The 24,208-nt window shown below is 33.2% G+C and carries 21 protein-coding genes; 11 read left to right on the top strand and 10 right to left on the bottom strand.

The annotated features are described in order from the left end of the window. Positions 1–30 precede the first annotated feature (30 nt). The 4 genes from ACM55K_RS00195 to ACM55K_RS00180 all read right to left on the bottom strand — a co-directional run bounded on the left by ACM55K_RS00195 (position 31) and on the right by ACM55K_RS00180 (position 5,763). Positions 31–1,011, bottom strand: coding sequence for a LuxE/PaaK family acyltransferase (locus ACM55K_RS00195; RefSeq protein WP_416848221.1), 981 nt, complete (start codon positions 1,009–1,011; stop codon positions 31–33). A gap of 154 nt (positions 1,012–1,165) precedes the next feature. Then, on the bottom strand, positions 1,166–1,504 hold the full coding sequence (locus tag ACM55K_RS00190) for a T9SS type A sorting domain-containing protein (protein ID WP_416848220.1): 339 nt from the start codon (positions 1,502–1,504) through the stop codon (positions 1,166–1,168). A gap of 106 nt (positions 1,505–1,610) precedes the next feature. Then, complete coding sequence (locus ACM55K_RS00185) at positions 1,611–2,801, bottom strand: hypothetical protein (protein WP_416848219.1); 1,191 nt, start codon at positions 2,799–2,801, stop codon at positions 1,611–1,613. A 181-nt stretch (positions 2,802–2,982) separates the two neighbouring features. Then, entirely contained in the window at positions 2,983–5,763 is a 2,781-nt protein-coding gene (locus ACM55K_RS00180) for a TonB-dependent receptor (RefSeq protein WP_416848218.1), read from the bottom strand. 223 nt (positions 5,764–5,986) lie between these two features. Between ACM55K_RS00180 and ACM55K_RS00175 the strand changes: the two genes are divergently transcribed. The 8 genes from ACM55K_RS00175 to phoU all read left to right on the top strand — a co-directional run bounded on the left by ACM55K_RS00175 (position 5,987) and on the right by phoU (position 13,997). After that, positions 5,987–6,670: a response regulator transcription factor gene (locus ACM55K_RS00175; protein WP_035669540.1), complete on the top strand. Its 684-nt coding sequence runs from the start codon at positions 5,987–5,989 to the stop codon at positions 6,668–6,670. A 67-nt stretch (positions 6,671–6,737) separates the two neighbouring features. Then, positions 6,738–7,865, top strand: coding sequence for a sensor histidine kinase (locus tag ACM55K_RS00170; protein ID WP_416848217.1), 1,128 nt, complete (start codon positions 6,738–6,740; stop codon positions 7,863–7,865). A 143-nt stretch (positions 7,866–8,008) separates the two neighbouring features. Beyond that, on the top strand, positions 8,009–9,301 hold the full coding sequence (locus ACM55K_RS00165; RefSeq protein ID WP_416848216.1) for a porin: 1,293 nt from the start codon (positions 8,009–8,011) through the stop codon (positions 9,299–9,301). A 36-nt stretch (positions 9,302–9,337) separates the two neighbouring features. Next, positions 9,338–10,171, top strand: coding sequence for a phosphate ABC transporter substrate-binding protein (locus ACM55K_RS00160; RefSeq protein WP_416848215.1), 834 nt, complete (start codon positions 9,338–9,340; stop codon positions 10,169–10,171). 75 nt (positions 10,172–10,246) lie between these two features. After that, positions 10,247–11,494, top strand: coding sequence for a phosphate ABC transporter permease subunit PstC (gene pstC / locus ACM55K_RS00155; RefSeq protein WP_416848214.1), 1,248 nt, complete (start codon positions 10,247–10,249; stop codon positions 11,492–11,494). A 2-nt stretch (positions 11,495–11,496) separates the two neighbouring features. Beyond that, entirely contained in the window at positions 11,497–12,441 is a 945-nt protein-coding gene (gene pstA, locus ACM55K_RS00150) for a phosphate ABC transporter permease PstA (protein WP_416848213.1), read from the top strand. 42 nt (positions 12,442–12,483) lie between these two features. Further along, positions 12,484–13,242 carry a phosphate ABC transporter ATP-binding protein PstB gene (gene pstB / locus ACM55K_RS00145; RefSeq protein ID WP_416848212.1) on the top strand — a complete coding sequence of 253 codons (759 nt, stop codon included), beginning with the start codon at positions 12,484–12,486 and terminating at the stop codon, positions 13,240–13,242. 77 nt (positions 13,243–13,319) lie between these two features. After that, positions 13,320–13,997: a phosphate signaling complex protein PhoU gene (gene phoU, locus ACM55K_RS00140; RefSeq protein ID WP_416848211.1), complete on the top strand. Its 678-nt coding sequence runs from the start codon at positions 13,320–13,322 to the stop codon at positions 13,995–13,997. Positions 13,998–14,105: 108 nt separating this feature from the next. Here phoU and ACM55K_RS00135 read toward each other — a convergent pair whose 3' ends face one another. The 5 genes from ACM55K_RS00135 to ACM55K_RS00115 form a co-directional block, all read right to left on the bottom strand. Then, positions 14,106–15,179, bottom strand: coding sequence for a glycosyltransferase (locus tag ACM55K_RS00135; protein ID WP_416848210.1), 1,074 nt, complete (start codon positions 15,177–15,179; stop codon positions 14,106–14,108). Between the two features lie 173 nt (positions 15,180–15,352). Then, the gene (locus ACM55K_RS00130) at positions 15,353–15,946 is read right to left on the bottom strand and encodes a hypothetical protein (protein ID WP_416848209.1); all 594 of its coding nucleotides are present in this window, start codon (positions 15,944–15,946) and stop codon (positions 15,353–15,355) included. An 85-nt stretch (positions 15,947–16,031) separates the two neighbouring features. Next, positions 16,032–19,463 (bottom strand): hypothetical protein, encoded by a 3,432-nt coding sequence (locus tag ACM55K_RS00125; RefSeq protein WP_416848208.1) that lies wholly within the window; start codon positions 19,461–19,463, stop codon positions 16,032–16,034. 84 nt (positions 19,464–19,547) lie between these two features. Beyond that, positions 19,548–20,804 (bottom strand): aspartate kinase, encoded by a 1,257-nt coding sequence (locus ACM55K_RS00120; RefSeq protein ID WP_416848207.1) that lies wholly within the window; start codon positions 20,802–20,804, stop codon positions 19,548–19,550. Positions 20,805–20,833: 29 nt separating this feature from the next. Next, on the bottom strand, positions 20,834–21,313 hold the full coding sequence (locus ACM55K_RS00115) for a GNAT family N-acetyltransferase (RefSeq protein WP_416848206.1): 480 nt from the start codon (positions 21,311–21,313) through the stop codon (positions 20,834–20,836). A gap of 170 nt (positions 21,314–21,483) precedes the next feature. Between ACM55K_RS00115 and fbp the strand changes: the two genes are divergently transcribed. Continuing rightward, positions 21,484–22,503: a class 1 fructose-bisphosphatase gene (gene fbp / locus ACM55K_RS00110; RefSeq protein ID WP_039108650.1), complete on the top strand. Its 1,020-nt coding sequence runs from the start codon at positions 21,484–21,486 to the stop codon at positions 22,501–22,503. A 51-nt stretch (positions 22,504–22,554) separates the two neighbouring features. Here fbp and ACM55K_RS00105 read toward each other — a convergent pair whose 3' ends face one another. Continuing rightward, on the bottom strand, positions 22,555–22,986 hold the full coding sequence (locus ACM55K_RS00105; protein WP_416848205.1) for a TerB family tellurite resistance protein: 432 nt from the start codon (positions 22,984–22,986) through the stop codon (positions 22,555–22,557). A 189-nt stretch (positions 22,987–23,175) separates the two neighbouring features. Here ACM55K_RS00105 and ACM55K_RS00100 point away from each other — a divergent pair, with 189 nt between their 5' ends. Together ACM55K_RS00100 and ACM55K_RS00095 are read left to right on the top strand one after the other, a co-directional pair. Then, positions 23,176–23,769 carry a HupE/UreJ family protein gene (locus tag ACM55K_RS00100; protein ID WP_416848204.1) on the top strand — a complete coding sequence of 198 codons (594 nt, stop codon included), beginning with the start codon at positions 23,176–23,178 and terminating at the stop codon, positions 23,767–23,769. Between the two features lie 6 nt (positions 23,770–23,775). Further along, positions 23,776–24,207, top strand: a complete 432-nt coding sequence (locus ACM55K_RS00095) for a deoxycytidylate deaminase (RefSeq protein ID WP_035669575.1) — start codon at positions 23,776–23,778, stop codon at positions 24,205–24,207. Position 24,208: the final 1 nt, after the last annotated feature.

Raw genomic sequence — 24,208 nt, 5'->3', positions numbered from 1 at the left:
CCAATTAAACAAATTACCGAATAAACTTTTTTAGATAACCATGAGGTTGCAACCTCGAATATCAGAATTGTCAAAACGTCCCAATACCTCGAAAGAGTTGTTGGGATTTTTTTTGCCTAAATCCTGCGTGGCGATAAAGGAACAGGAATTGATATTAGCCAAATCGATTACGTTGATTCCGCCTGTTTTTCCGTTTTGAATGTAGGTCAAAGCATCTTCGGTATCGCGAATGAGGATTTGCATCCAGGAAGGGCATTCAAATACGCCATTTCCTAAAGAATACGCTTGGGATAATAATTCGGTCATTCCATATTCAGAATGAATCGCTGTGACGCCAAATCCTTTACACAGTTGTTCATGAAGTTCTTCACGAATCATTTCTTTGCGTTTGCCTTTCATTCCTCCTGTTTCCATGATTATGGTGTTTTGCAGTTGGAATGGATGTTTCTCAATCAAATCTAATAAAGCATAAGTGACACCAATTAAAATGACATTTTGTCCAGCTTGATCTAAAGCAATTAGTTTCGCTATAAGTTCGTCATGATTGTGCAAATAAAAACCGCTTTCCGGATGATTGGAAAGTGCAATCAAATCTTCAACCATGTAAATCAAAGAAGAGCCTTCTCTTTCAAGATAGGAAGGGAGCAACGCCAAGACAACATAATTTTCGATATTTCCATAAAACTGAGAAAATCCTTTACGGTAACTTTCCTCATATATCGAAGCGTCAGTGACTAAATGGGTACTGGTAATCATTCCGGTTGTTCCGCTACTGGTAAATGTTTCTTCAATTGCATCTGTATTAGAAACTACTTGATGGCTCTTGAAAAACTGAATTGGTAAAAAAGGAATTTGAGATAATGATTTTACCTTTTGTACATCGACTTTTAGAAAATCGCAAAATTCCTGATATACCAAATTGTTTTCGTATTGAAAACGAAACACTTTTAAAGCGATTTTCTCAAATTGTTTTTGACTGGAAATAGCAAATATATCGGTAGTTGTAATCAAGAATTTTTTTTGCAAAAGTAAGTAAAAAATTTGTAGGGACTTAAATACTCAAAGTCTTTGCAAGCGCTTTATTAATTTGGTAAAAACCGGCAGCGTTTTATTATAAAAAAAGCCCCAACAGAATTGGAGCTTTTGAATTTGTCAGTGATAATTATTATCGCACAATTAATTTTCTCGTAGCAGATGCATCATTTTCATTTATTTTGATAATATAAACACCTGGAGTAAGATTTGAGACATTTAGTTCTCTTGAACTAATCATTGTTTGGAGTACTTTTTTTCCTAAAACATCAAAGATAATTATTTCTTTATCTAATTCGTTTTTTGAAGAAATGTAAACCTTACCATTGCTTACGGGATTTGGGTACAAACTCAGTCCCTCTATCGAAGCAGTTTCTTGTGTTCTTGGCTGTTGCTTATTCTCTTGAGCGGAAAGGCTCATCGAAAAGAAAAAAACCAATAAGATAGTAATATAAAAGTAGTTTTTTGCCATGATAAATATTTGTTATGTAAATATATAAAAAATATTTCAAATATTGTACCACAAAAAAAAACATCCTGAATTTCAGGATGTTTCATATAAAATATTTTAGTGTTTGTTATAGATTTCCTAATAAATTAACACCGTCAACTATAGCCCAAGCACCAGGAGTCAATGCAGCTCCAGTTGCAGTTGTACCTGTTGTAAAATTTGCAGTTGGGAAAGCTACAGTAAAAGTAGTTGCACCAGCACCCCATAGAGAAGTGTTATCAGCAATTTTTACATTTAGCAATTTTATTTTACCAGTAGCAACTTGATTTGTATTTGTAGCTGCATCTTGTATTCTAACAGAAGTTGCATTAGCTGATGTGTAACCTGAAATTACTACATTGCTATATTCTCCGTTTCCTTCTTTTTTGAATTGGATTGCATCAATTTCAAGTGGGTTTCCAGCTTCAGTTACCGTTCCAGCTGCTCTTCTTAAAGTAATGTTAGATACTTTTGGAAAAAAATCATTGTTAACACTTTTTGATTCGATTTCCATTCCAAAATTTCCAGCTCCAGTCTGATAAGCATACCAGTTTGTATTCGCTTGACCTTGCCATCCATCTTGCCAGTCAAAAGAATCATCTGTGTTTCCGTAAGAAATAAGATTTTTAGCACTTACAGTTCCTCCGTAAAATTCAAAACCGTCATCTGCTCCTTTGTAGGCCACAAGGTTTTCTAACACTGTTCCAGAACCTACTGAGTAGAATGAAAATCCATTCATTTCAGAATTTCCATCAAGAATCTTTTTACCTGCATACTCTACACGAACATATTTCAAAGAACCACCGTTGTGAGCTGCATTTGTACCACCATACACAATGTTTGTGCCATCTTCAGAAGTAGCTGTTGTTATAGGAGTTCCAGTAGTAGTATTTTTTCCAGATACAATAGGAGCATCTCCAAACATGATTATTCCACCCCAAGAACCTGCAGTTTTTGATTTTTCAGTAAATACAACTGGTTCTGCTGCTGTACCTGAAATATTTAATTTCCCTCCGTTTTCTACCAATAAAGCATCTGCACCATCAGTCACATCCGCAGTAACTAATGAACCAGCTTCAAAAGTTAGTGTTGCACCACTTTTTACTCTAACTGTTCCGCTAATTGTATAAACACCTTTTGCATAAGTTTTAGCCGCTGTAATATCACCTGTAATATTACCTGTTGCTATTGGCGGAGTAGTTGTTACTTCGTCATCACTTGATGTGCAACTTGTAAAAACTAAGCTTAATAAGGCAAGGCTGAATACTAATTTTTTCATTTTTAATGATTTTAAAATTATAATTTTTTTGTTATTTATTATATTCAAAAGTACACTGTACCTTCTTTAATTTAGTTACGTAATTGTTATTAAAGTATTATATAACAATGAATTTCATGTAAACTTTATGTTACTTGTTTAAAATAAAAAAAGAGCCATGTCAGCTCTTTTTTTATCATTTTTAAAATGTGTATCCTATATTAAAGGAGAACCCGACACCCTTTTTATATTCTCTTACAATTAAAGAGTTTTCTGAAATATTCAGCGTGCTTTTGCTTCCCAGTTCTTTTTTATAACTTGGATTTAATATATTATCTACACCAAATTTAAGTTCAATATTTTTTGAAATCGAATTAGACCAAACAAAATCTAATTTGCTGAAAGATTTTTCGTAGATATGATCAATTCCCGAAGAACCTACCGCAAAAATTCTATCTCCATAAACGTTGTAAACTAATGTCATTGAGTTCTTCCAATCTTTATTAAGGATGAAGTCATACTTTAAATCAGAATTAACTAACCAACTTGAAGCACCTTGCAGTTTACGATTTGTACTGTTTTCTAATTCGTTTCCTTGTTTAGTAGGATCCACTTTTACATCAGTGCTCATTAATGACGTATTGAAACCTAGAGAAAAGTTAGAAAGTGATTCGCTAATTCTGCTTAATTGGAAAAGCATTTCTATTTCTGCTCCAAAAATAACTGCTTGTTCTGAGTTTCTAAAAGTTGTGATTTGTCCACCACTATTTGCAGTTGGTTTGAATACTCTTTCAATTGGATTGTTGATCATTTTTCCAAATAATCCCACAGCAAATAACTCTTTGTTGTTTGGAAATAATTCATATTTGAAATCTACATTATAGTTTTCGCTGTCTTTTAAATTTGGATTTCCACTTTCTGAAGTTCCATCCGCGTTGATGTAATTTATTGGTAACAATTCCATAGCAACAGGACGAGTTATTGTTTTTGCTAATGATAATCGTAAGTTACTATTGTCGTTTAAAATACGTTTTGCATTTATCGATGGTAGTAGGTCAAGTTTATCATCAGATTTTTTGCGGTAAGCACTTCCAAAAGGATCTCCTTGTTCTCTGTATTTTATTTCACGAATAGAACTCTCTGCTCTAATTCCTGCATTCAAATCCCATTTTTCTCCAAGGTTCAAGAATAAATTGAAATATCCGGCATTTACAAACTGATTTAGTTTTACTTTATAATCTCCATTCGATTCTTCTTGCACATAAACAATTCCGTTATTGACATCGTTATTGATGTTTTCGCTTATAGTGTTTAAATTGGCAGTGTAGTTTTTCTCAATATTTTTTCTTCCGGAAAAGAAACGGTAACTAGATTGCATATCATTAAGAAAACTGTTGTATCCTATTGATAACTTATTTGAATCTTCTTTGTTTCCAAATTTTAAATTATATTCTAAAAACGAAGAATAATAAAAGTTTCCCTTTACGTCAAGATATTGACGATTCAAATTATTACCGCCATAAGACATATTTATTTCATTATCATTTACTTTAATACCTGTAATGAATTTTCTATCTGGTTGTTGGAAAGATGTTTTTACGTAAGAACCTCCGGCTTTAACACTGTGTTTCCCATCTTCAGTTAATTTATAGTCGCCAAATAATTGTGAGTTCCAATAGTTTGATTCTTCATATTGGTTTAACCTAATAAGATTATTGGTTTGATTTGCTAAGCTATTAGTATATCCTAATTGGTCTTGAATTTTACTTTCAGTAGCTTTAATTAAGAATGTATTTAAATTTACATTCAATCGGTTTGTTTTATATTTCAAGCCTGCTAATCCAGAAAAGGTGGTTTGATAGCTGTATTGTGTATTGTAAAGATTGTTGTCATAATTTCCTTGTCCAAGATTGAATGTTCTGTCAACACCTTCTCTTGTAGAATATTTATTATCGAAATTAAAAGACATGATATAGCTAATGTTTCTTTCATTCTCAAGATTAAATTTTTGAGCATGTAAAAATCCAACACTAGAGTTCAGAGGGCTTTTTGTTTCGTCAACATCCCAAGAATTTTTACCGTATGCATTTTCATATTCAGATGGAGAAAGTTTTTTCCCGCCTGGAACAGATCCAAAAATGCTTGAAAGTTTTCTATCCTTACCTATAAGTCCTAAAGTACCGTTTGTAGAATTAGCATCGTTTGATAGTAGAAATTTCTCTAAATTATTGTTTGTAGTGTAGCCAAAACCAATGTTTAATTTAGTGATGTTTTTTGGTTGAGGTGTTTCAATATTAACCGTTGCTCCAGCGAAATCACCTGAAATGTTAGGGTTGAAAGTTTTATAAATATTCAAAACTCCTACTACATCCGTTGGGAATAAATCCAAAGGGATGATTTTTTTGAAAGGGCTGTTTGATGGGGATTGTAAATCATTTATCAATAGATTATTATATCGGTCCTCTAATCCTCTAATGAATAATCCTCTACCGTCAACTTTTGTAATTCCAGTTATTTTTGTCAAACCTTCTTCAACATCGCTAACTCCTTTACGAGCCATTTCTTGAGCGCCAATACTTTGTTTAATAACCACTGCTTGTTTTTGGTCAAGCAATAATGCAGTTTCTTTTTCTCTGCTTACATTAGATTTTATAACAACATCTTTCAGCTTGTAACTTCCTGAGCCAATCGCTTGATTTATAGTTGCAGTTTCATTTGCTATTATAGTTACGGGAATTTCTATAGATTCATATCCTACGAAACTGAATTGAACAGTATAATTTCCAGGTGTCATAGTGATAGCATATTTACCGTCAATATCAGTATTGGTCCCTATGGTGGTTCCTTTTATAAGTACGTTTGCAAAAGGCAATGATTGGTTGTTAGCATCTTTATCAGTTAGGATTCCAGAAACGGTACCTTTATTCTGTGAAAAAGAAAAAGTTGTAATTAACAATGCTATAAACAATATTCTAAATTTCATTTTTGTGTTTTTTATTTTTATGCAAAGTAATGCCTGTTTTGTAAAGTAAAAGTTACTTGATTATTACCATTTAGTTTCGTGAACATTAATAAATCGTTAACATATTAAATTACGGTTAATGTGATTTTTAAACGGTTCTTTTATTGTTATATTTACAATCGGAATTGAAAATCACTGAGCATTTCAGGCGTAAATTCCATCAGATTAATATAATTTTTCTATTATGAAAAAAAGAAACACAAAGATTTTACTAGTTGATGATGAACCGGATATTTTGGAAATTGTAGGGTATAATCTTACTCAGGAAGGCTATCAAATATTTACTGCAGCAAACGGAAAAGAAGCTATTATAAAAGCCAAAAAAGAATTGCCGGATCTTATTATAATGGATGTAATGATGCCGGAGATGGATGGAATGGAAGCGTGTGAAAATATTAGAAAAATACCGGAACTGAATAATGTAATCATTACTTTTCTTACAGCAAGAAGTGAAGATTATTCTCAGGTGGCTGGTTTTGATGCAGGTGCCGATGATTATATTACAAAACCTATCAAACCAAAACTATTAGTCAGTAAAGTAAAAGCATTGTTAAGACGCTTGAAAGAACAAGAACAAAATAGTGAAACGCTTAATGTAGGAGGAATCGAAATCAATCGGGAAGAATATAAAATAAGAAAAGATAATGTGGAGATTGCCTTACCTCGAAAAGAATTTGAATTGTTCTATTTATTGGCTTCCAAGCCCGGAAAAGTATTCAAGCGCGATGAAATTTTAGATAAAGTCTGGGGTAATGAAGTCGTAGTTGGCGGAAGAACCATAGATGTTCACATTAGAAAATTACGAGAGAAAATAGGGGAAGATTTATTCAAAACCATTAAAGGAGTAGGGTATAAATTTGAAGTGTAAGTACACCTTTTTTATAAGAATACAAATTACAATATTCAAATTGCTTTGAAAGCGAGGTGTGAAATCGATGAAAATAAATTTTAAGAAAACCTATAAGTTTGCCATAAAATCTGCTTTGTTCATTAGCCTTTTTGCTACTGGATTTGTCATGTTAATGGTACTGTTGTTTTTTGGTTCCAAAGTAACTAATTTGCTGCTGTTTGGAATCGTTTGTCTCTTAATAATTTATTTATTTTCTTTTTTGGTTTTGCAATATCGCGTCGAACGGTTTATTTACAGACGTGTAAAAAAAATATACGATGATGTGTCGCTATTGGAATCCAGTACTTTTATAAATCAGCCCATTACAACTGATATGGAAACCTTGACGCGAGAAGTCAAGAAGTTTGCCACCGATAAAAAGCTGGAAATTGAAATGCTGCAGATTCGGGAAGAATACCGAAGAGAATTTCTTGGTAATGTTTCACATGAACTTAAAACACCTTTGTTTACGGTTCAAGGTTATATTTCTACTTTGCTAGACGGAGCAATGGATGATAAAAATATTAGAAAAAAATATTTAAAACGTGCCGAGAAAGGAGTAGAGCGATTAATCTACATTGTGGAAGATTTAGATATGATTACAAAGTTGGAATCAGGTGATTTGAATCTGGAGTTTTCTGAATTTGATATTGTAGAATTGATACAAAACGTTTTTGATTTATTGGAAATGAAAGCCGATAAAAAGAAAATCACATTGGCTTTCGAAAATTATTACATACAGCCTATTATCGTGCATGGAGATAAAGACAAGATTCAACAAGTTGTTGAGAATCTAATTGTAAATTCCATAAAGTATGGTAGAGAAGGTGGTTTTACCGAAGTTGCCGTTGTCAATTTGACCAAGAAAAAAGTTTTGGTTCGAATAACTGATAATGGAGAAGGAATTGAGAAGCAAAATATACCAAGGCTTTTTGAGCGTTTTTACAGAGTAGACAAAAGCGGTTCCCGTACAGAAGGAGGGTCAGGTTTAGGATTAGCAATTGTAAAACACATCATAGAAGCTCATAAAGAAAAAATATATGTGGAAAGTGAATTTGGAATTGGATCTGAATTTTCCTTTACAATCGAGAAGGCCAGATTAAAAAAGCCAGAATTAAATCCTGAAGAAATATATAGTAAAAGTCTTAAAATCAATAAATTAAAAAAACAGTAAGTCTGGAAATGATTGTAAAAAAATCCTACAAATAGGATCGATAGCCTTAGCGAAACGATAATTTATCACCAACATAATAATTTGTTAACATTAGCTTAACATACTAGCATCACCTTTGCAAAAAAATTAATCATATAATAAAGATGAAAAAAATTTTATTTGCAGGTTTGGTTGTTTTATCATGTATAGCCAATGCACAAGAGGTGAAGAAGGATGAAATTGCAAAAGAAGTGGTTCGTGTTTTGGATTCTATAAATAAAGTAAATGTAGCGGAAGAAAAAACGAAGGTTAAGAAAGAACATTGGTACGATAATATAGGTATCAGAGGTTACGTGCAGGTAAGATATAACGGATTGTTTTCTTCTAATGACAAAGTCTCATGTGATCAGTGTGACAAATCTTGGGGAACTACATCAACAGCAATCGATGCAAAATCGAATAATGGTCTTTTTATAAGAAGAGCCCGTATTGTGTTTTCAGGACAAATTCATCCTAATGTATATTTTTATATTCAACCGGACTTTGCAAGTTCGCCATCGACTGGGATAAATAATTTTGCCCAAATTAGAGATGCGTATTTTGATTTGTCATTTGATGCCAAGAAAGAGTTTCGTGTGAGAGTTGGACAAAGTAAAGTGCCTTTTGGATTTGAAAACTTACAATCGAGTCAAAACCGATTGACCTTAGACCGTAACGATGCCTTGAATAGTGCCGTTGCAAATGAAAGGGATTTAGGAGTGTTCTTTTACTGGGCTCCAAGTAAAATCAGAGAACGTTTTGCGATGTTGGTAAAAGATGGATACAAAGGTTCTGGAGATTATGGGGTATTTGCATTTGGGGCATATAATGGGCAAACTGCAAACAAGTCTGAAGCAAATAGAAACTTACATGTAGTGACAAGGGTAAGTTATCCATTTGAGGTAGGAGGTCAAATTATAGAGACGGGTATACAAGCGTATACTGGGAAATGGGCTTTTACTAATGAGCTTTCTACAGGAGTAACTACATCAGATAAGTTATATACATTAGATCAAAGGGTTGCGGCTTCGTTTATTCTTTATCCTAAACCATTCGGAGTTCAGGCGGAATATAATATTGGTAAAGGACCTCGCTATGATAAAATGACTAATACCGTAGAATCTTCTGATTTAGAAGGAGGGTATGTAACCTTAAATTACAAATGGGACTTACCTAAACATCAATATATTTATCCTTTTGCCAAATTTCAATATTATGATGGTGGAAAGAAATTTGAGAAAGACGCCAGAAGCTATGTGGTAAGAGATTACGAGTTAGGAATAGAATGGCAGCCTATTAAAGCATTTGAATTGGTAGCAGAGTGGGTAATTGCTGATAGAACGTTTGAAGATAGTGCGCTACCTAATAACAGACAACGAGGAAATTTATTGCGATTACAAGCTCAGTTCAACTTTTAATAAAAAATAATAAAAACATTACTTAAATTAAAAACAATGAAAACAACAAAATTAAAAATTGCAGCGATATTATTGGTCATAATGGCTATTGGCTATTCGTTTACTTCTTTGAGTAAAATAACAATTAAAGGTTCAGACACGATGGTGATTTTATCACAACAATGGGCTGAAGCATATATGAAAAAGCATCCAGAAACAACAATTCAAGTAACAGGTGGTGGATCAGGAGTAGGTCTTGCAGCATTAATCAATGGTTCTACAGATATCGCAAATTCAAGCCGTCCAATAAAACCGTCTGAATTAGAAAAAATAAAAGCGAAATACAAAAAAAGCGCTATCGAGATTGCTTGTGCAAAAGATGGTTTATCTGTTTTCCTTAACAAAGGAAATACGGTTTCAGAATTAACAATACAACAGTTAGGTGATATTTTCTCCGGAAAAATAACCAACTGGAAACAAGTAGGTGGAGCTGATGCCAAAATACAATTGTATGGCAGAGAAAGTAGTTCAGGTACTTTTGAATTTTTTAAAGAGCATGTAGTTAAAACTGATTTTTCGCCTACTTGTCAAACCTTACCTGGAACAGCAGCTATTGTGAATGCAGTAAAGAAAGACAAATATAGTATTGGATATGGCGGAGCTGCTTATGCTGAAGGTGTGAAAGATTGTAAAGTGAAGAAAGACGCTAAAAGTAAAGGATATTTGCCAACTGCTGCAACCATAAAAAACAAAACGTATCCAATTTCAAGATACTTGTACATGTATTTGAAATCTAAGCCAACAGGTGATACTAAGGCTTTTATAGATTGGATTTTGGGGCCAGAAGGTCAAAAAATGATTGTAACAGTAGGATATTTTCCCGTAAAATAAAAAATATAAAAATATCCCTCTCTTTAATTATGGAGGGATTTTTTTTAAAAATTTATGAATTCTTAAATTAATTAAATGAATTCTCCAATTCCAAGTAAACAAATTTTCACCAAAGAAAGTTTGAAAAAACAATTTAGACTTTCAGAGTTCCTCGCCGAGAAAGTTATTTCTTTTATAGCTTTTTTGTCGATAGCCATTATCTTTTTGATATTTATTTTTGTTTTCAAAGAATCAATGCCGTTATTTAGTTTTGGTAAAAAAGACAAAGTAAAAACCGAAATACAAACTACTTCGGATGTAAAAGTAGAAAGCTACGACGGAGCGGAAACTTCAACAGAAGAAATGCACCCAGAGACATACGGAGCACCTGCAGAAGAGCTAGAGCCTGAAACCTATGGAGCGCCTACTGAAGATTTAAATCCAGTAGCTCAAGAAACACAAACTTCGGAAGAGCTAGAACCTGAAACTTATGGGGCTCCAACCGAAGATTTGAACCCAGAAACAGCAACGGATCAGGAAGTTGTTATTGACGAAAAAGTTACAGAAAATAAAGAAGGAGCTGATAAAACTTGGAGTACTTTTTTCTCTACAGAATGGGTTCCCGTTTCCGATAATCCACGTTTTGGTTTATTAGCATTACTTGTTGGAACTTTAAAAGTTACTATAATTGCCATGTTGATTGCAGGTCCTTTGGCAATATTAGCAGCGGTTTACACTTCTTGTTTTGCTTCGAATAGGAGAAAGGAAATCATAAAACCTATTATCGAAATGTTAGCGGCATTTCCATCAGTGGTAATTGGTTTTTTTGCGATGATGGTTTTGGCCACTTTTTTTCAAGATATTTTTGGATATGATTCGCGATTGAATGCTTTTATAGGAGGTGTTGCTATGGCATTAGCAGCTATTCCAATTATTTATACCATTTCAGAAGATGCCTTATCTGCAGTCCCTAAAACATTTACTGAGGCCAGTTTAGCGCTGGGAGCGAGTAAGGCACAAACTGCATTTTTTGTGATTCTTCCTGCTGCAACTCCAGGTATTTTTGCTGCTATTTTGTTAGGTATAGGTAGAGTTTTTGGAGAAACTATGATTGCATTGATGGCAACAGGGAATGCAGCACTTTTGTCTGCAAATCCTTTTGAAAGTGTACGTACTTTTGCGGCAACAATTGGTTCAGAAATGGCGGAGACTGTTTTTGGGGAAACCCATTACAGCGTGTTGTTTTTTATTGGGTCTTTGCTTTTCATTTTTTCATTTATATTAAATGCAGTGGCAGAATTTTATGTTAAAGGAAAATTAATCAAAAAATTCCAAGGTAAATAAACATGGAAAAAGCAATCAGTGTATCAGAAGACTCGTTTTATAAGACTAAAAAAACGGGTGGGAATATAAAAGAAAACGCAGTTGTAGGATTGACACAAATCGCAGTTCTTTTAATTATTGCTATCTTATTTATAATTTTAGGTATTATTATTTATCAAGGGCGTGAAAAATTTTCATGGGAATTTATCAGTTCTTTTCCAACGGACGGAATGACCAAAGGAGGTATTTTTCCTGCTTTGATTGGGACTTTTATATTAGTAATTGTCATGTCAATAGCTGCAGTTCCTTTTGGTACAATAACAGCCATTTATTTAACGGAATATGCCAAAGAAAATTCAAAATTTGCTGCAGCAGTACGATTTTCAATTCGGACATTGGCAGTAGTGCCTTCTATTATTTTTGGTCTTTTCGGACTTGGATTTTTTATCCAATTTGTTGGGACAGGAATGGATTCAGCTTTCAATGATGGTAAATTGCATTGGGGACAGCCTAATATTCTTTGGGCAAGTTTGACTATGGCATTGCTCACACTTCCAGTGATTATCGTTTCTGTTGAAGAAGCGTTAAAAACAATTCCTCGTGAGTTGCGCGAGGCCAGTTTAGCATTAGGAGCAACAAAATGGCAAACTATTAAAAAAGTAGTTTTTCCAGGTTCTATTTCCGGAATTATGACAGGAACTATTCTTGCTGTGAGTAGAGGTGCAGGAGAAGTAGCGCCTATTTTATTTACAGGAGCGGCCTATTATTTAGCCACTTTGCCAGAGTCTTTGAGCGATCAATTTATGAATCTGGGATATCATGTTTACATCATGTCTACACAATCTTCGGATGTAGAGAAAACAATGCCTATTCAGTTCGCAACCACATTAGTATTGTTAATCCTTACTTTATCATTAAATCTGGTGGCGGTAATTATCAGATCAAGAATTAGAAGAAGAGCAAAATAATTTCAAAGACAACATAATTTTTTTAGATTTAATAAAGAAAACATGAGAGATATAAAAATAGAGGTTAAGGATTTATCGTTATATTATGGTGATAAAAAGGCCTTAAAGGAAATTTCAATGCAAATCCCTGCGAATAAAGTGACGGCATTAATAGGGCCTTCGGGATGTGGTAAATCTACTTTTTTGAGATGTATCAATAGAATGAATGATCTTATTCCGAGTGTAAAAATTACGGGCAGTATGCTTGTAGAAGGGGTGGATATTTACAATAAAGACGTAGATGTTGTTAATATCAGAAAAAAAATCGGAATGGTTTTTCAAAAGTCAAACCCTTTCCCAAAATCTATTTATGAAAATATTGCCTATGGTCCTAAAATCAATGGGATAAAAGACAAAGCACAGTTAAATGAAATCGTTGAAACTTCATTGCGCCAGGCTGCTATTTGGGATGAATTGAAAGATCGTTTAGATGATTCAGCATTGGGTCTTTCAGGGGGACAACAACAGCGTTTGTGTATTGCCAGAACTTTGGCGGTAAGCCCGGATATTATTCTTATGGATGAACCTGCGAGTGCATTGGATCCTATTTCTACTTCAAAAATAGAGGAATTAGTTCATGAGTTGAAAGAGCAGTATACAATAATAATTGTTACCCATAACATGCAGCAAGCAGCAAGAACCAGTGATTATACAGGATTTTTTTATATGGGTGAATTGATTGAAATGGGTAAAACTAATACTATATTTACCAAACCAGAACAAAAACAGACTGAAGATTATATCACAGGAAGATTTGGATAAAAGGTAATATAAATAGAAATAGACTTTCTAAAAGCGTATTTTGATTTTTTAATCTTTTAATTTTTAAATAATAAAACATGGCATCACACTTTGAAATAGAACTAGAAAAACTAAAGAATATAATCATTAAAATTGGTAAACTTGCAGAAAATCAAGTGAGTGGATCCGTAAATTCTTTGCTGTCAGAACCTGTGGCAGAAGGTAAGGAAATAAAAAAAACAGAAAATAAGATTGATAAATTAGATGTAAAGATTGATGAAATTTGTCAAAGCATTTTTGCTTTGCAACAGCCAGTCGCTTCTGATTTGCGTTTTATTATGTCTGCCATGCAAATTAGTAATGAGATAGAAAGAATAGGTGATTTGGCGATAAGCATCATAAAAAAGGCTAAGAATATTAAAGATAAACATGACTTAATTGTTAAGTTTAATATTTCGGATATAGCCAGACAAGTTGAGGTGATTACCATAAAAACGAATGAATGTTTCTTGACTCGTAATGAAAATACCATTGGGGAAATTTTTATTTTGAACAATACCATAAAAAATGAATGTGATGAAGCGATACATAATATCATCAATGAAATGAAGTCAAATTCTAAGACGGTAGTTTCAGGGACGAATCTAGTGATTGTTTTAAAACATTTAGAGCGTATTTCTGAGCATTGTACGAATATTGCGGAGTATGTTTATTTTATGATTAATGCCAAAATCATCAAACACGAAAAATTTGGAGATAAGAAATCAGAGGATTAATCTGATACTGATAATCTATTAAGTTATAGATTTTTATAAAAACACCCTAATTGCATTACTTTCAAAGTATATAATTAGGGTGTTTTTTGATTGTAAAATAAATTGGAACTATTGATTCAATTCAAAAACCTGAAACAATGCTTTCCAGTCTAATGCAGTGTCTAATCGTGGAAGTCCCTTGTATGACTCAATTTCTTCAAGGTTTTCAATTCTAAAGTTGTTTTGCTCGATATATGGAACCAATCCTTCTTTTTTTAGTTTTTTTGCTAGATATTCTTGTTCATATTGGCCGGGAGTAGGAATAAAAAAAGCTTTTTTATCCAGTTTAGCCAAATCCATAATGGTTGTATACCCTGACCTGCATAGTACAGTATCACTTTCGTTAAAAGTTTGTTCAAGTTGTCTCGTATTCATGAAATTATAATAGGTGATATTCTCTATTTGTTCCTTTATTTGGTCTTTTTCTATTATCCCTTTTATAAAAACTACATTCCCATTATATTTCAATACTTCAGTCTTTAATTTATCTTCCAACATACCCCGTTGCGGTTCTGGTCCAGATAAAATAACCATCAAATCATATTTTTTTGGAGTCTCGCGTTTATGCAATCGGCTTAATGGTCCAATGTATTTTGTCACAAAATCAGCCTTTTTTATATGTCCTAATTTGCCTGTCAAATTTGGAGTTTCTTCCAAGTCTGGGATCCAGCATTCAGCATATTTTTTTATAATATGCTGATGGAGCATACTGGTAATCCAAGTGGTATTTCCGGTCATCACGTTCAATTGATGCGTCATAAATACTGAAGGCACCTTTTTACTAAATACGCCAAGTCGATTATCAGATATCACACCTTCAATGGAATATTTCTTAATCCATTTTTTTACTAATTTTTTTTCAGCCCAAATGGCTTCAATCATTTTTGGGCAATTTTGCAATAATTTCCATTTGAAATTTTTACCATTTTTCGAATATTCTATTTCGTATGAGGGTAATTCCAGTATTTTTAGATATGGAAATTCTTTTCGCAATAATTCCAGAGCAATACCATCAGAAGCGATTATTGGGATGTAATTATTGTCTTGTAGCGCCTTAATAATTGGGATGCATCGGGTAGCATGACCCAGTCCCCAATTTAATGGAGCAATCAAAATAGTCTTATTGTTAGTGTTCAAATTCATTTAGCGATAAGGTTCGTTGTTTAAATTTGAAAGTTACTCAATGAAGCGGTTTTTTATATTTCGAGCGCATTACTAAACTATTAATTTATTTCGGTAAATGTAAGGAGCAATTTGTTAAATAGAAAGAGGCTGATCATTTTGAACAGCCCCTTTTTAAAATTAGATTTAAAATATTACTCTTGAATATAGGTTTTATTACCATTTTTATTGATGTAATATTTTCCACCTCTAGGACCGGTATATACTTTTTTACCATTGTATTCTCCTGTTATTCTGTCGGGTACAGTTGGAGCTTTTTCTGTGGTTTCTTTAACTTTTACTGCAGTTTTTTTCGCCTTTTTTTCCGTTTTAATAGCTTTTTCATTGATCGCTGCAGCTTTTTCTTTAGCAACCTTCTGTTCTTTTGCTTTAGCTTTTACATCGCTTTTTGCATTAGTAACTTTCTCTTTTGCTTCTTTAGCTTCACTTTCGGCTTTAGCAGTCTTACCTTTTACGTCGCTTTTTGCTTTCGCGGCTTGTTCTTTAGCTTTTACATCGCTTTTTGCTTTAGTAACTTTCTTTTTTGCTTCTTTGGCTTCACTTTCGGCTTTAGCAGTCTTACCTTTTACGTCGCTTTTTGCTTTAGCAGCTTTTACTTGAGATTCTTTTTTTGCCTTGGTAGCTTTTTCAATTTTTGCTTTTTCAGCTTTCTTTTCTGCGGCAGTTTGTTGTGCATAAAGGTTTCCAGATAAAATAAATACAAAACATAATAACAATAATTTTTTCATGATGTCTGTGTTTTTAAAGTTAGGATTCTTAAATTTAATTTCAGAATAAATTTAAGAATTTTTTTCTTAAAATTTAGCTAATAGTCTAGAAATAAGCTCTCAATTGTACGTTTCCTGTGTGAATGGTCTGGCTGGATTCACTCTTTCGACCTTGGTAATTTAAATTTATATCCAAAAATTGGGTCAGGTTTTTTTGTAACAATAATCTCCAAGTTAAGTTTTGACCCGTTTGCAATCCTTCGAGCATTTGAAATCCTACCGAAGAGAATTCATTTCCTTTAAATTTATTTTGGTAAAAGGAAACTTCTCCATTGATGGTGATTTTTTTATCGCCCGCATAAGAAAACGAAGTTCCCAATCGATTTTGAAGTAGCGTTTCTGAACTTCCAATTTGATTTTCTTTGTTTTGTAACTCATAAAATAGATCCCAACTGGTATTTTTGGAGAATAAATAACTGATTTTTGGAGCCAATTGATAGCCACTGATACTATAATTTTTTTCGGGAAAATTTTCAGATTTAATAGCAGTTTGGATTGTTTTTGCGAAAAAATTAAACAGCCAGCTTTTCTTGTATAAGTTGGTATATTGTAGTTGATGTGAACTGTTTTTTGCTTCTTGAGTTCCTATTGATAATAAATTTTTTGTTTGATTTTGCAAATAGGAATACGTAATGGAATGTTTTTGTTTCCCTCGATTATAAAACAAACTATTCCTGAAACTGGAATTCAATCCCAGCACATTTTCTTTGGAAGAACTAAAAGGATTTAATTCGAAATTATCACCTTCGCTTTTTATTTTTCGATCAATTATAAAGGAGGTTTGATTATAAAAATAGGATAGTAATTTTTTTAATCCAAGTTCATTTTGCCATTGATTTGGATTTATGGTTACGGATTGTGAGAACTTGTTTTGATGTGTTTTTATGTAAATTCGATTCGGTAAGAATATCCGAATGTATTTGGCTTGGTCGATAAATGGGGCAATTTCAAACTCTTGTAATTCCTGAATTTCGTTGCTATTATAATCATTCCAGGTATAAACGCCTTGTCCTGCCGGAACTTCCAAATACGTAAATTCCTGCTGTGGAATACTTCCTGAATTGTTTTCATAAACAGTCATACTTTGAATCAATTGATTAAAAAAACGGTCTGAATACACTATTCTGGAATTTAGTGATGATTCTTTTTTCTTAGTGGCATCAGCAAAATTTAGTACTCTATAATTTACATAAGCGGTTAAATCACTTTTCTTTGTTTGAATTAATTTTGATTTCAAATAGAACGTTTGCGATGCATTTACACGTTGGATGAATCCATTTTGTAAGCTGTCATTTTTTCGTCTCAAATAGCCTAATTCTACAAAAACTTTAGTACTGTCGCCTCGTCCGGTAAAAAAACTATACTCAGTAAACCTTTGGCTTAAAGCCGAAAATTGATTGGTCGTTTTAAACGTTTCCTGATTATCTTCTAATCTAAGATGGGTCCCAATCCAGTTGGTATTAAAATGAAAACGAGCTTGCGTTTGGTTTCTATAAAATTTAGAAGCAGTTTCAATTCCATCGCTTTTTAAGAAACTGCCATGATTTTGAATGGTCCAATTTTTTAATTTAAATGCTGCATCTATACTGTGTCTGCTGCCAGAAAAGCTTTCCGAGAAATCTAGTTTTTCAAATTGATAGTTTAGCAGTCCTTTGTTCTGGGAATTTTCTTTTGGATTTAATTCGAAATGTAGGCCAGAAACCAGCAAACTTTGATTTCCCGTGGTAGTAATTCCTAAATTCCAATCTCGATCAAATTCAATGCTGTAAAGACGTTCCACAGATTTGAAATTTTTCTGGATAAATTGATAACTGGCAAAAGCGTCCACATTCCATTTTTTTGAAAATAAGCGTTGTTTGGCATTTATTTTGGCTGCCAAGCCACGGTTATCAGAATCATCTGTAGAGGAGAAAATATTTTTATCATTGTTACTGATTCCTATTTCATAATCAAAGGCTGTTTTTTCTGTTGGTTTATACTTTCCTAAAAATGTTGCCACTTGAATTTTCGTTGGAGAAACTAATTGTATTATAGGTTCATAATTTCCTTGCGGAATAGCATTAATTGGCTGGATGTATTCATAAATTCGGCCATTGGCCGATGAGTTTTTCAAGATATAATTCCCCTTATTGGTCCCAATAAAAGTAAATCGAACATTGAAGAGTTCGTCTTCGGGATTGTTCGAATATTCGAAAATTTCAACAGAATTGAGTGTTATTTTTTGGTACAATACTTTGTTATCCGAATACGAATCTGCATAAGCGGAAGGTGCCGTCATCAAATTCGGATTGTCACCGGCATTCACTAAAATTTGGGCTTGTTCTGGAGAAAGATTTTGTTGTAAAGGCTGGTTTTTTAAATCACTTTCGGAGTATAAATAGCCTCCAAAACTCCATTTCTCATTTTCGTGCGAAGCTCCGGCATAGGTGACAAATCGAGAGTAATTCCGGTCTGAATATTGGTATTCGATAACGATTCGCATTTCCGAGGTAATGGTAAAAAGCGGAGTAAACAAGATTTCTCCAGCATTATAGTCGATGGTGTAGTCATTGTTTTCGCCTCGTTTCAGTAAAATGCCGTTTACATAAACCCGTTCCGAACCTGAAATAACGAGAACATACAATTCGCCATTTTGACCTTTTAATTTATAGGGACCCTGATTGCCTTCCTGACCAACAAAATTACTTTTGGCATATTGTCCTTTCACTAAAGCTACCGATGCAAAAACATTGGTTTTCCTGTCTTCAGTTCCAAAATCGAAATTAGTGGCGAGGCCCTGAACTTTTTTATTGAAATTGAGGAATTGTGTTTTTTTGTTTTCAAGAAAAACATCTCCGGCTCTAATATTCCATTTGTCACTAAAAAGCTCCATGAAAACATTGTCAAACTGGTCTAACTTCTGGGAATAACCTCCATCTTGCAACGGAATATTGCTGTCTTGCAATGAAGCCCTCAGGCTCACTTTCTCGGATAGTTTTCCTGTGATTTGTAAATCCAGATTCGAATTTAAAACCGTGTTTTGATTGTTGCCAATAGTAACGCCACGCGTGATACTTCCGGAAGTATTTAATCCGTCAAAAGGGATATTTTTTTTAACTGGATCAGTTTCAATTTTATATAAATTCCCTGAAGCAGCTTCGTTGCTTACTATTCGGCTTGAATCATAAATACGATATTCTTTGGTTAGAATTTCTGGAAGTTTGAGATAGTGAATCGTTATAGAATCGGAAGGTTGAGTGGGATTTCCTTTAAAAACCAAGAAAGATTTTTGGAAATTTATTTTATAAAAAACGGTGTCTATTGGTTTTTCATTGGCGTCAAGCACTTTGAAGAAACTAGAATTGATGCTTTGATTTTCAAGATGAATGGTGTCGCGAATAGCGGGGATTTTTTTGGTTTTGTATAACGAGTTAGTTTCCTGGGCTTGAAGTCCGGAAAAACACACTATTAAAAAAAAAAACACTACTTTTTTCAACATAGATTGTATAACGTCTATGCATCAAAAGTAGTGTATTCTGTAAAACAATAAGTACAAGTCGAGACTTTACGATGAAAAGATTTTCTAACTTTCTTTCGTTACTATCTGCATGGTCTCGCGGCTCACTTGTTTCAATAAAACAGTTTTGTTCTCTTCAACAGTTTCTGCTGCTTTATCATTGAAATGTCTAATGGTATATAAAGTAACATTTTCATCAAAATCAACTTTGAATTTTTTCGAAAGAATGGCGTTCAAATCTTTGAAATTCTCAAATTTGTCTTCCACACATACGGAGAAACTTATAGCTGAATTTTGAATCAAATTTACTTTTATTTTAAATTGGTGAAACAAAGCAAAAATTTCACTGATGTGTTCTTCCATAATAAACGAAAAATCTATCGATGAAAGCGAAATCAGGAGTTGGTTTCTTTTGACAATAAAACAAGGTAAATAAGGTTCTAAATCGGCACCTTTGGCAACACGGGTTCCGGGTAATAAAGGATTAATAAACGATTTAACAAACAAAGGAATTTCCTTTTTTTGCAAAGGTTGTAAGGTTTTCGGGTGAATAACAGTAGCGCCATAAAAAGCCAATTCAATCGCTTCACGATATGAAATTTGGTTCAGTAAACTTGCATTTTCAAAATACCTAGGGTCGGCATTCATAACTCCGGGAACATCTTTCCAGATGGTTACGCTTTCCGCATTTAGGCAATAAGCAAAAATCGCAGCAGTATAATCAGAACCTTCACGACCTAAAGTGGTGGTGAAGTTATTTTCGTCAGAACCCAAGAAACCTTGAGTAATATTTAATGTTTTTCTTTTTACGTTTTTTGCAATATTCTTTTGTGTCAATTCCCAGTCTACTTCAGCGTCTCTATAATTAGCATCGGTTTTTATAAAATTCCGCACATCTAGCCATTGTGTTTTTATTCCCATAAAGCTCATAAAATGGCTCAGGACAATGGTAGATATTAATTCACCATAACTTACGATTTGATCGTAAACGAAATTATAATTTGGCGATTTATTATGCGCTAAAAAATATTCTAAGTCAGAAAATTGATTGTTTACCGCAGTAAAAACTTCGTGCTTTTCTTCTTCAAACAAATCCATCAGAATTTGATTGTGGTATTTTTTTACTTCTTGAACGGATGAATTTAATTCAGCCGACTTGTCGAAATAGTTTTTTATTACTAATTCAAGGGCATTTGTGGTTTTTCCCATTGCAGAAACAACCAATAATACATCCTCATAACCTACTTTTTGTAAAACGTCATATACGTTTTTTATCCCCGCAGCATCTTTTACAGAAGCACCACCAAATTTGAATACTCTCATACTTTTTTAAACAAAAAAATTTGTAATTTTTATTTCAATCTATTATCTACAAAATAGTTAATTCCTGCTTCATCCATTTGTGCCACGTACCAATCTCTTAGTACTTTTGCACCTGATTTTTCATAAAATTCAATTGCAGGAGTGTTCCAGTCAAGAACATGCCAGTCAATTCGTCGAACATTATCTCTTTTTCCTTGCTTGATGATTTCAGAATACAAAGCATAGCCTAATCCTGTTCCGCGCATTTTGTCTTTTACCACTAAATCTTCCAGATGGATTATTTTTCCTTTCCAGGTAGAATAACGATAATAGTACAAAGCAATACCCACAATTTCTGATGCTACCTCGGCTACAAAAACATGAAATAAAGGAGTGGCACCAAAACCATCACGAATTAAGTCATCAACCGTGATAAGGACTGCATCAGGCTCTTTTTCAAAGTCTGCTAACTCTTGAATAAGTCCTAAAACAGCTTCCATGTCTTGGGGATTTCCTTTTCTGATATTCATATATTCTTATTTTTAATGGTTGAATTGCTCAAAATAAAGCATTTTCTACCCATTATTCAACTATTTTATAAGCAAATATACAATACTGCCAAACTAAGTAAATATTATTCAATTCATTTTCACAAAAAATCCGATATTTGTGACTTCAAACTAACTACAACGATTTCTTAATGGAAGAACGCAACAGAACACTAGGGGAATTTATCATTGAAAACCAAAATGCTTTTCAATATTCGTCAGGCGAATTATCCCGGATTATCAATTCTATCCGTTTGGCTGCAAAAGTGGTCAACTATAAAGTAAACAAAGCTGGATTAGTAGATATAATTGGTGCAGCCGGGGAACAAAATATACAAGGAGAAGACCAGCAAAAACTCGATGTATATGCCAATGACATTTTTATTCAAACTTTAATCAACCGTGAAATTGTATGCGGAATAGCTTCCGAAGAAAATGATGATTTTATTACAGTAGAAGGAAGTGACAAAAGCCATAATAATAAATATGTGGTTTTGATGGATCCTCTTGATGGATCTTCTAATATTGATGTAAATGTTTCCGTAGGAACAATATTCTCTGTGTACAGACGAGTTACTCCAATAGGGACTCCTGTTACAATTGAAGATTTTTTACAGCCCGGAACCAATCAAGTTGCAGCTGGTTATGTGATTTATGGTACATCAACAATGCTGGTTTATACTACAGGACATGGCGTAAATGGATTTACATTAAATCCGGCAATTGGAACCTTTTATTTATCGCATCCAAACATGCAGTTTTCTAAGGACGGAAATATTTATTCTATCAATGAAGGAAATTATGTTCATTTTCCACAAGGGGTAAAAGACTATATTAAATATTGCCAACTAGAAGAGGAAGATAGACCTTATACTTCACGCTATATAGGAAGTTTGGTTTCGGATATTCATAGAAATATGATAAAAGGTGGAATTTATATTTATCCAACAAGTTCTAAAGCTCCAAAAGGAAAATTACGTTTGTTGTATGAATGTAATCCAATGGCCTTTATTGTAGAACAAGCCGGCGGTAAAGCATCAGACGGTTTTGGAAGTATAATGGAAATTGTGCCTACTGAATTACATCAACGGGTTCCTTTCTTCTGCGGAAGTTATAATATGGTAGAGAAGGCCGAAGATTTCATGCACAAAGCAAAATTAAGCAAGTACTAAAAACAACTATAAAAAAAGCTCCTAAAATTTTTAGGAGCTTTTTTATGATTTTTATTTATGCATATTTTGCATTTCGAAAAGGAAAGCATCTAAATCTACTTTTTTATCTACTAATGACAATGCTTTGGCTATGATATAATTCACGTTTTCACCATTAAAGCCTAATGCTACTCCAATTTTTCTTAACAATAATTCTTGTTTGTCACCTAAATGATGATCAACATGAACCATTCGGGCTAAATCATACAAACGTTCCAATCTTTGCTCGTGTAAATAGGGAGCATTAATAGGATATTTTAATGGGTTTTCTAAAATTTCGGTATATTCTTCTGGAGAAATTTCTAGTCTAACGGCCAGTTTATCCAAAAACATTTTTTCTTCTGGAGCAAACTTTTCATCTGCAAGTGCTACACGAACTATGGCTGAAAAATGACCTTTATTTCTTTGTTTGAATTCGCTATCAAATAAATCTGAAAATGACATAATTATTAATTTTTTATCCTACAAAGATAAATCTATTTTTAAATTATTGATTTTAATTTTATTTAAAATTATGATTTGTTAATCAAAGTGTTTTAAATCCTTTTTTAAGGAATGATTTATATTTTCAAAACAATCATTTTCAAAATTAATCGTAAGTTTACAGCCCCTTATCAATTTAATAAACTACCTATGTCAGAATTTTGGATTTACTTTCAAATAGGGTTAAAACACGTTTTGGATATTCACGCGTATGACCATGTTTTGTTTTTAATAGCATTAGCCGTTCCTTTCTCTTTCAAGGATTGGCCGCGAATAGTACTCTTGATAACACTGTTTACAATTGGACATACAGTAGCTTTATTGCTTTCCGTTTTTGGTATAATAGCCATAAAAGTGAATGTTGTTGAGTTGTTGATACCAATAACGATATTAATTACAGCCTTGTTTAATCTTTTTACGGCTGGTAAATCCAGTAAAAAAGAAAGTATAAATTTGGTGTTTTTTATAACACTTTTCTTTGGGATTATTCATGGTTTGGGTTTCTCGAACTATTTTAAATCAATTCTGGGAGGGAGCGCAACCTCTAAATTATTGCCTTTGGGCGAATTTGCATTGGGAATAGAAGCAGCTCAAATTATTGTAGTTTTTGTTGTGTTGGTATTGTCTTATATTGTTCAAACTGTTTTTAGATTCTCTAAGCGCGATTGGGCTTTGGTGATGTCAGCATTTATAATAGGAGTAGTTTTGCCAATGATTATTGAAAATGAAATCTGGATTAGATAAAAAATAATGGAATCAAAAAAATTAAATAAATACGATAAAGCGTATCTTAGAATTGCTACTGAATGGGGACTTTTGTCTTATTGTAAAAGAAAACAAGTAGGTGCTATCATTGTAAGAGACCGAATGATTATTTCCGATGGTTACAATGGGACGCCATCCGGATTTGAAAATTGTTGTGAAGATGAAGAAGGGTTAACGCGTTGGGATGTGTTGCATGCTGAAGCAAATGCTATTCTCAAAGTAGCGCGATCTACACAATCTTGTGAAGGTGCAACATTATATATTACGCTTTCGCCTTGCAAAGAATGCAGTAAATTAATCCATCAGTCGGGGATAAAAAGAGTGGTGTATCACAATGGATATCGCGATGATTCAGGAATTCAGTTTTTGATAAAAGCGGGAGTAGAAGTAGAGCATATTCCAGTATTAGAAGAATAAA

The sequence above is a fragment of the Flavobacterium arabinosi genome (assembly GCF_048158725.1).
Classification (GTDB): domain Bacteria; phylum Bacteroidota; class Bacteroidia; order Flavobacteriales; family Flavobacteriaceae; genus Flavobacterium; species Flavobacterium arabinosi.
This window is presented reverse-complemented; position numbering and strand designations above follow the sequence as displayed.

Bases quoted from the DNA above. Each gene is read 5' to 3' on its own strand.
- ACM55K_RS00165 (WP_416848216.1), top strand. From the start codon at position 8,009: ATGAAAAAAATTTTATTTGCAGGTTTGGTTGTTTTATCATGTATAGCC.
- ACM55K_RS00190 (WP_416848220.1), bottom strand. From the start codon at position 1,504: ATGGCAAAAAACTACTTTTATATTACTATCTTATTGGTTTTTTTCTTT.
- ACM55K_RS00170 (WP_416848217.1), top strand. From the start codon at position 6,738: ATGAAAATAAATTTTAAGAAAACCTATAAGTTTGCCATAAAATCTGCT.
- ACM55K_RS00135 (WP_416848210.1), bottom strand. From the start codon at position 15,179: ATGAATTTGAACACTAACAATAAGACTATTTTGATTGCTCCATTAAAT.
- ACM55K_RS00100 (WP_416848204.1), top strand. From the start codon at position 23,176: ATGTCAGAATTTTGGATTTACTTTCAAATAGGGTTAAAACACGTTTTG.
- ACM55K_RS00175 (WP_035669540.1), top strand. From the start codon at position 5,987: ATGAAAAAAAGAAACACAAAGATTTTACTAGTTGATGATGAACCGGAT.
- fbp (WP_039108650.1), top strand. From the start codon at position 21,484: ATGGAAGAACGCAACAGAACACTAGGGGAATTTATCATTGAAAACCAA.
- ACM55K_RS00160 (WP_416848215.1), top strand. From the start codon at position 9,338: ATGAAAACAACAAAATTAAAAATTGCAGCGATATTATTGGTCATAATG.
- pstB (WP_416848212.1), top strand. From the start codon at position 12,484: ATGAGAGATATAAAAATAGAGGTTAAGGATTTATCGTTATATTATGGT.
- pstC (WP_416848214.1), top strand. From the start codon at position 10,247: ATGAATTCTCCAATTCCAAGTAAACAAATTTTCACCAAAGAAAGTTTG.
- ACM55K_RS00185 (WP_416848219.1), bottom strand. From the start codon at position 2,801: ATGAAAAAATTAGTATTCAGCCTTGCCTTATTAAGCTTAGTTTTTACA.
- ACM55K_RS00130 (WP_416848209.1), bottom strand. From the start codon at position 15,946: ATGAAAAAATTATTGTTATTATGTTTTGTATTTATTTTATCTGGAAAC.
- ACM55K_RS00120 (WP_416848207.1), bottom strand. From the start codon at position 20,804: ATGAGAGTATTCAAATTTGGTGGTGCTTCTGTAAAAGATGCTGCGGGG.
- ACM55K_RS00180 (WP_416848218.1), bottom strand. From the start codon at position 5,763: ATGAAATTTAGAATATTGTTTATAGCATTGTTAATTACAACTTTTTCT.
- ACM55K_RS00115 (WP_416848206.1), bottom strand. From the start codon at position 21,313: ATGAATATCAGAAAAGGAAATCCCCAAGACATGGAAGCTGTTTTAGGA.
- ACM55K_RS00105 (WP_416848205.1), bottom strand. From the start codon at position 22,986: ATGTCATTTTCAGATTTATTTGATAGCGAATTCAAACAAAGAAATAAA.
- ACM55K_RS00095 (WP_035669575.1), top strand. From the start codon at position 23,776: ATGGAATCAAAAAAATTAAATAAATACGATAAAGCGTATCTTAGAATT.
- ACM55K_RS00125 (WP_416848208.1), bottom strand. From the start codon at position 19,463: ATGTTGAAAAAAGTAGTGTTTTTTTTTTTAATAGTGTGTTTTTCCGGA.
- phoU (WP_416848211.1), top strand. From the start codon at position 13,320: ATGGCATCACACTTTGAAATAGAACTAGAAAAACTAAAGAATATAATC.
- pstA (WP_416848213.1), top strand. From the start codon at position 11,497: ATGGAAAAAGCAATCAGTGTATCAGAAGACTCGTTTTATAAGACTAAA.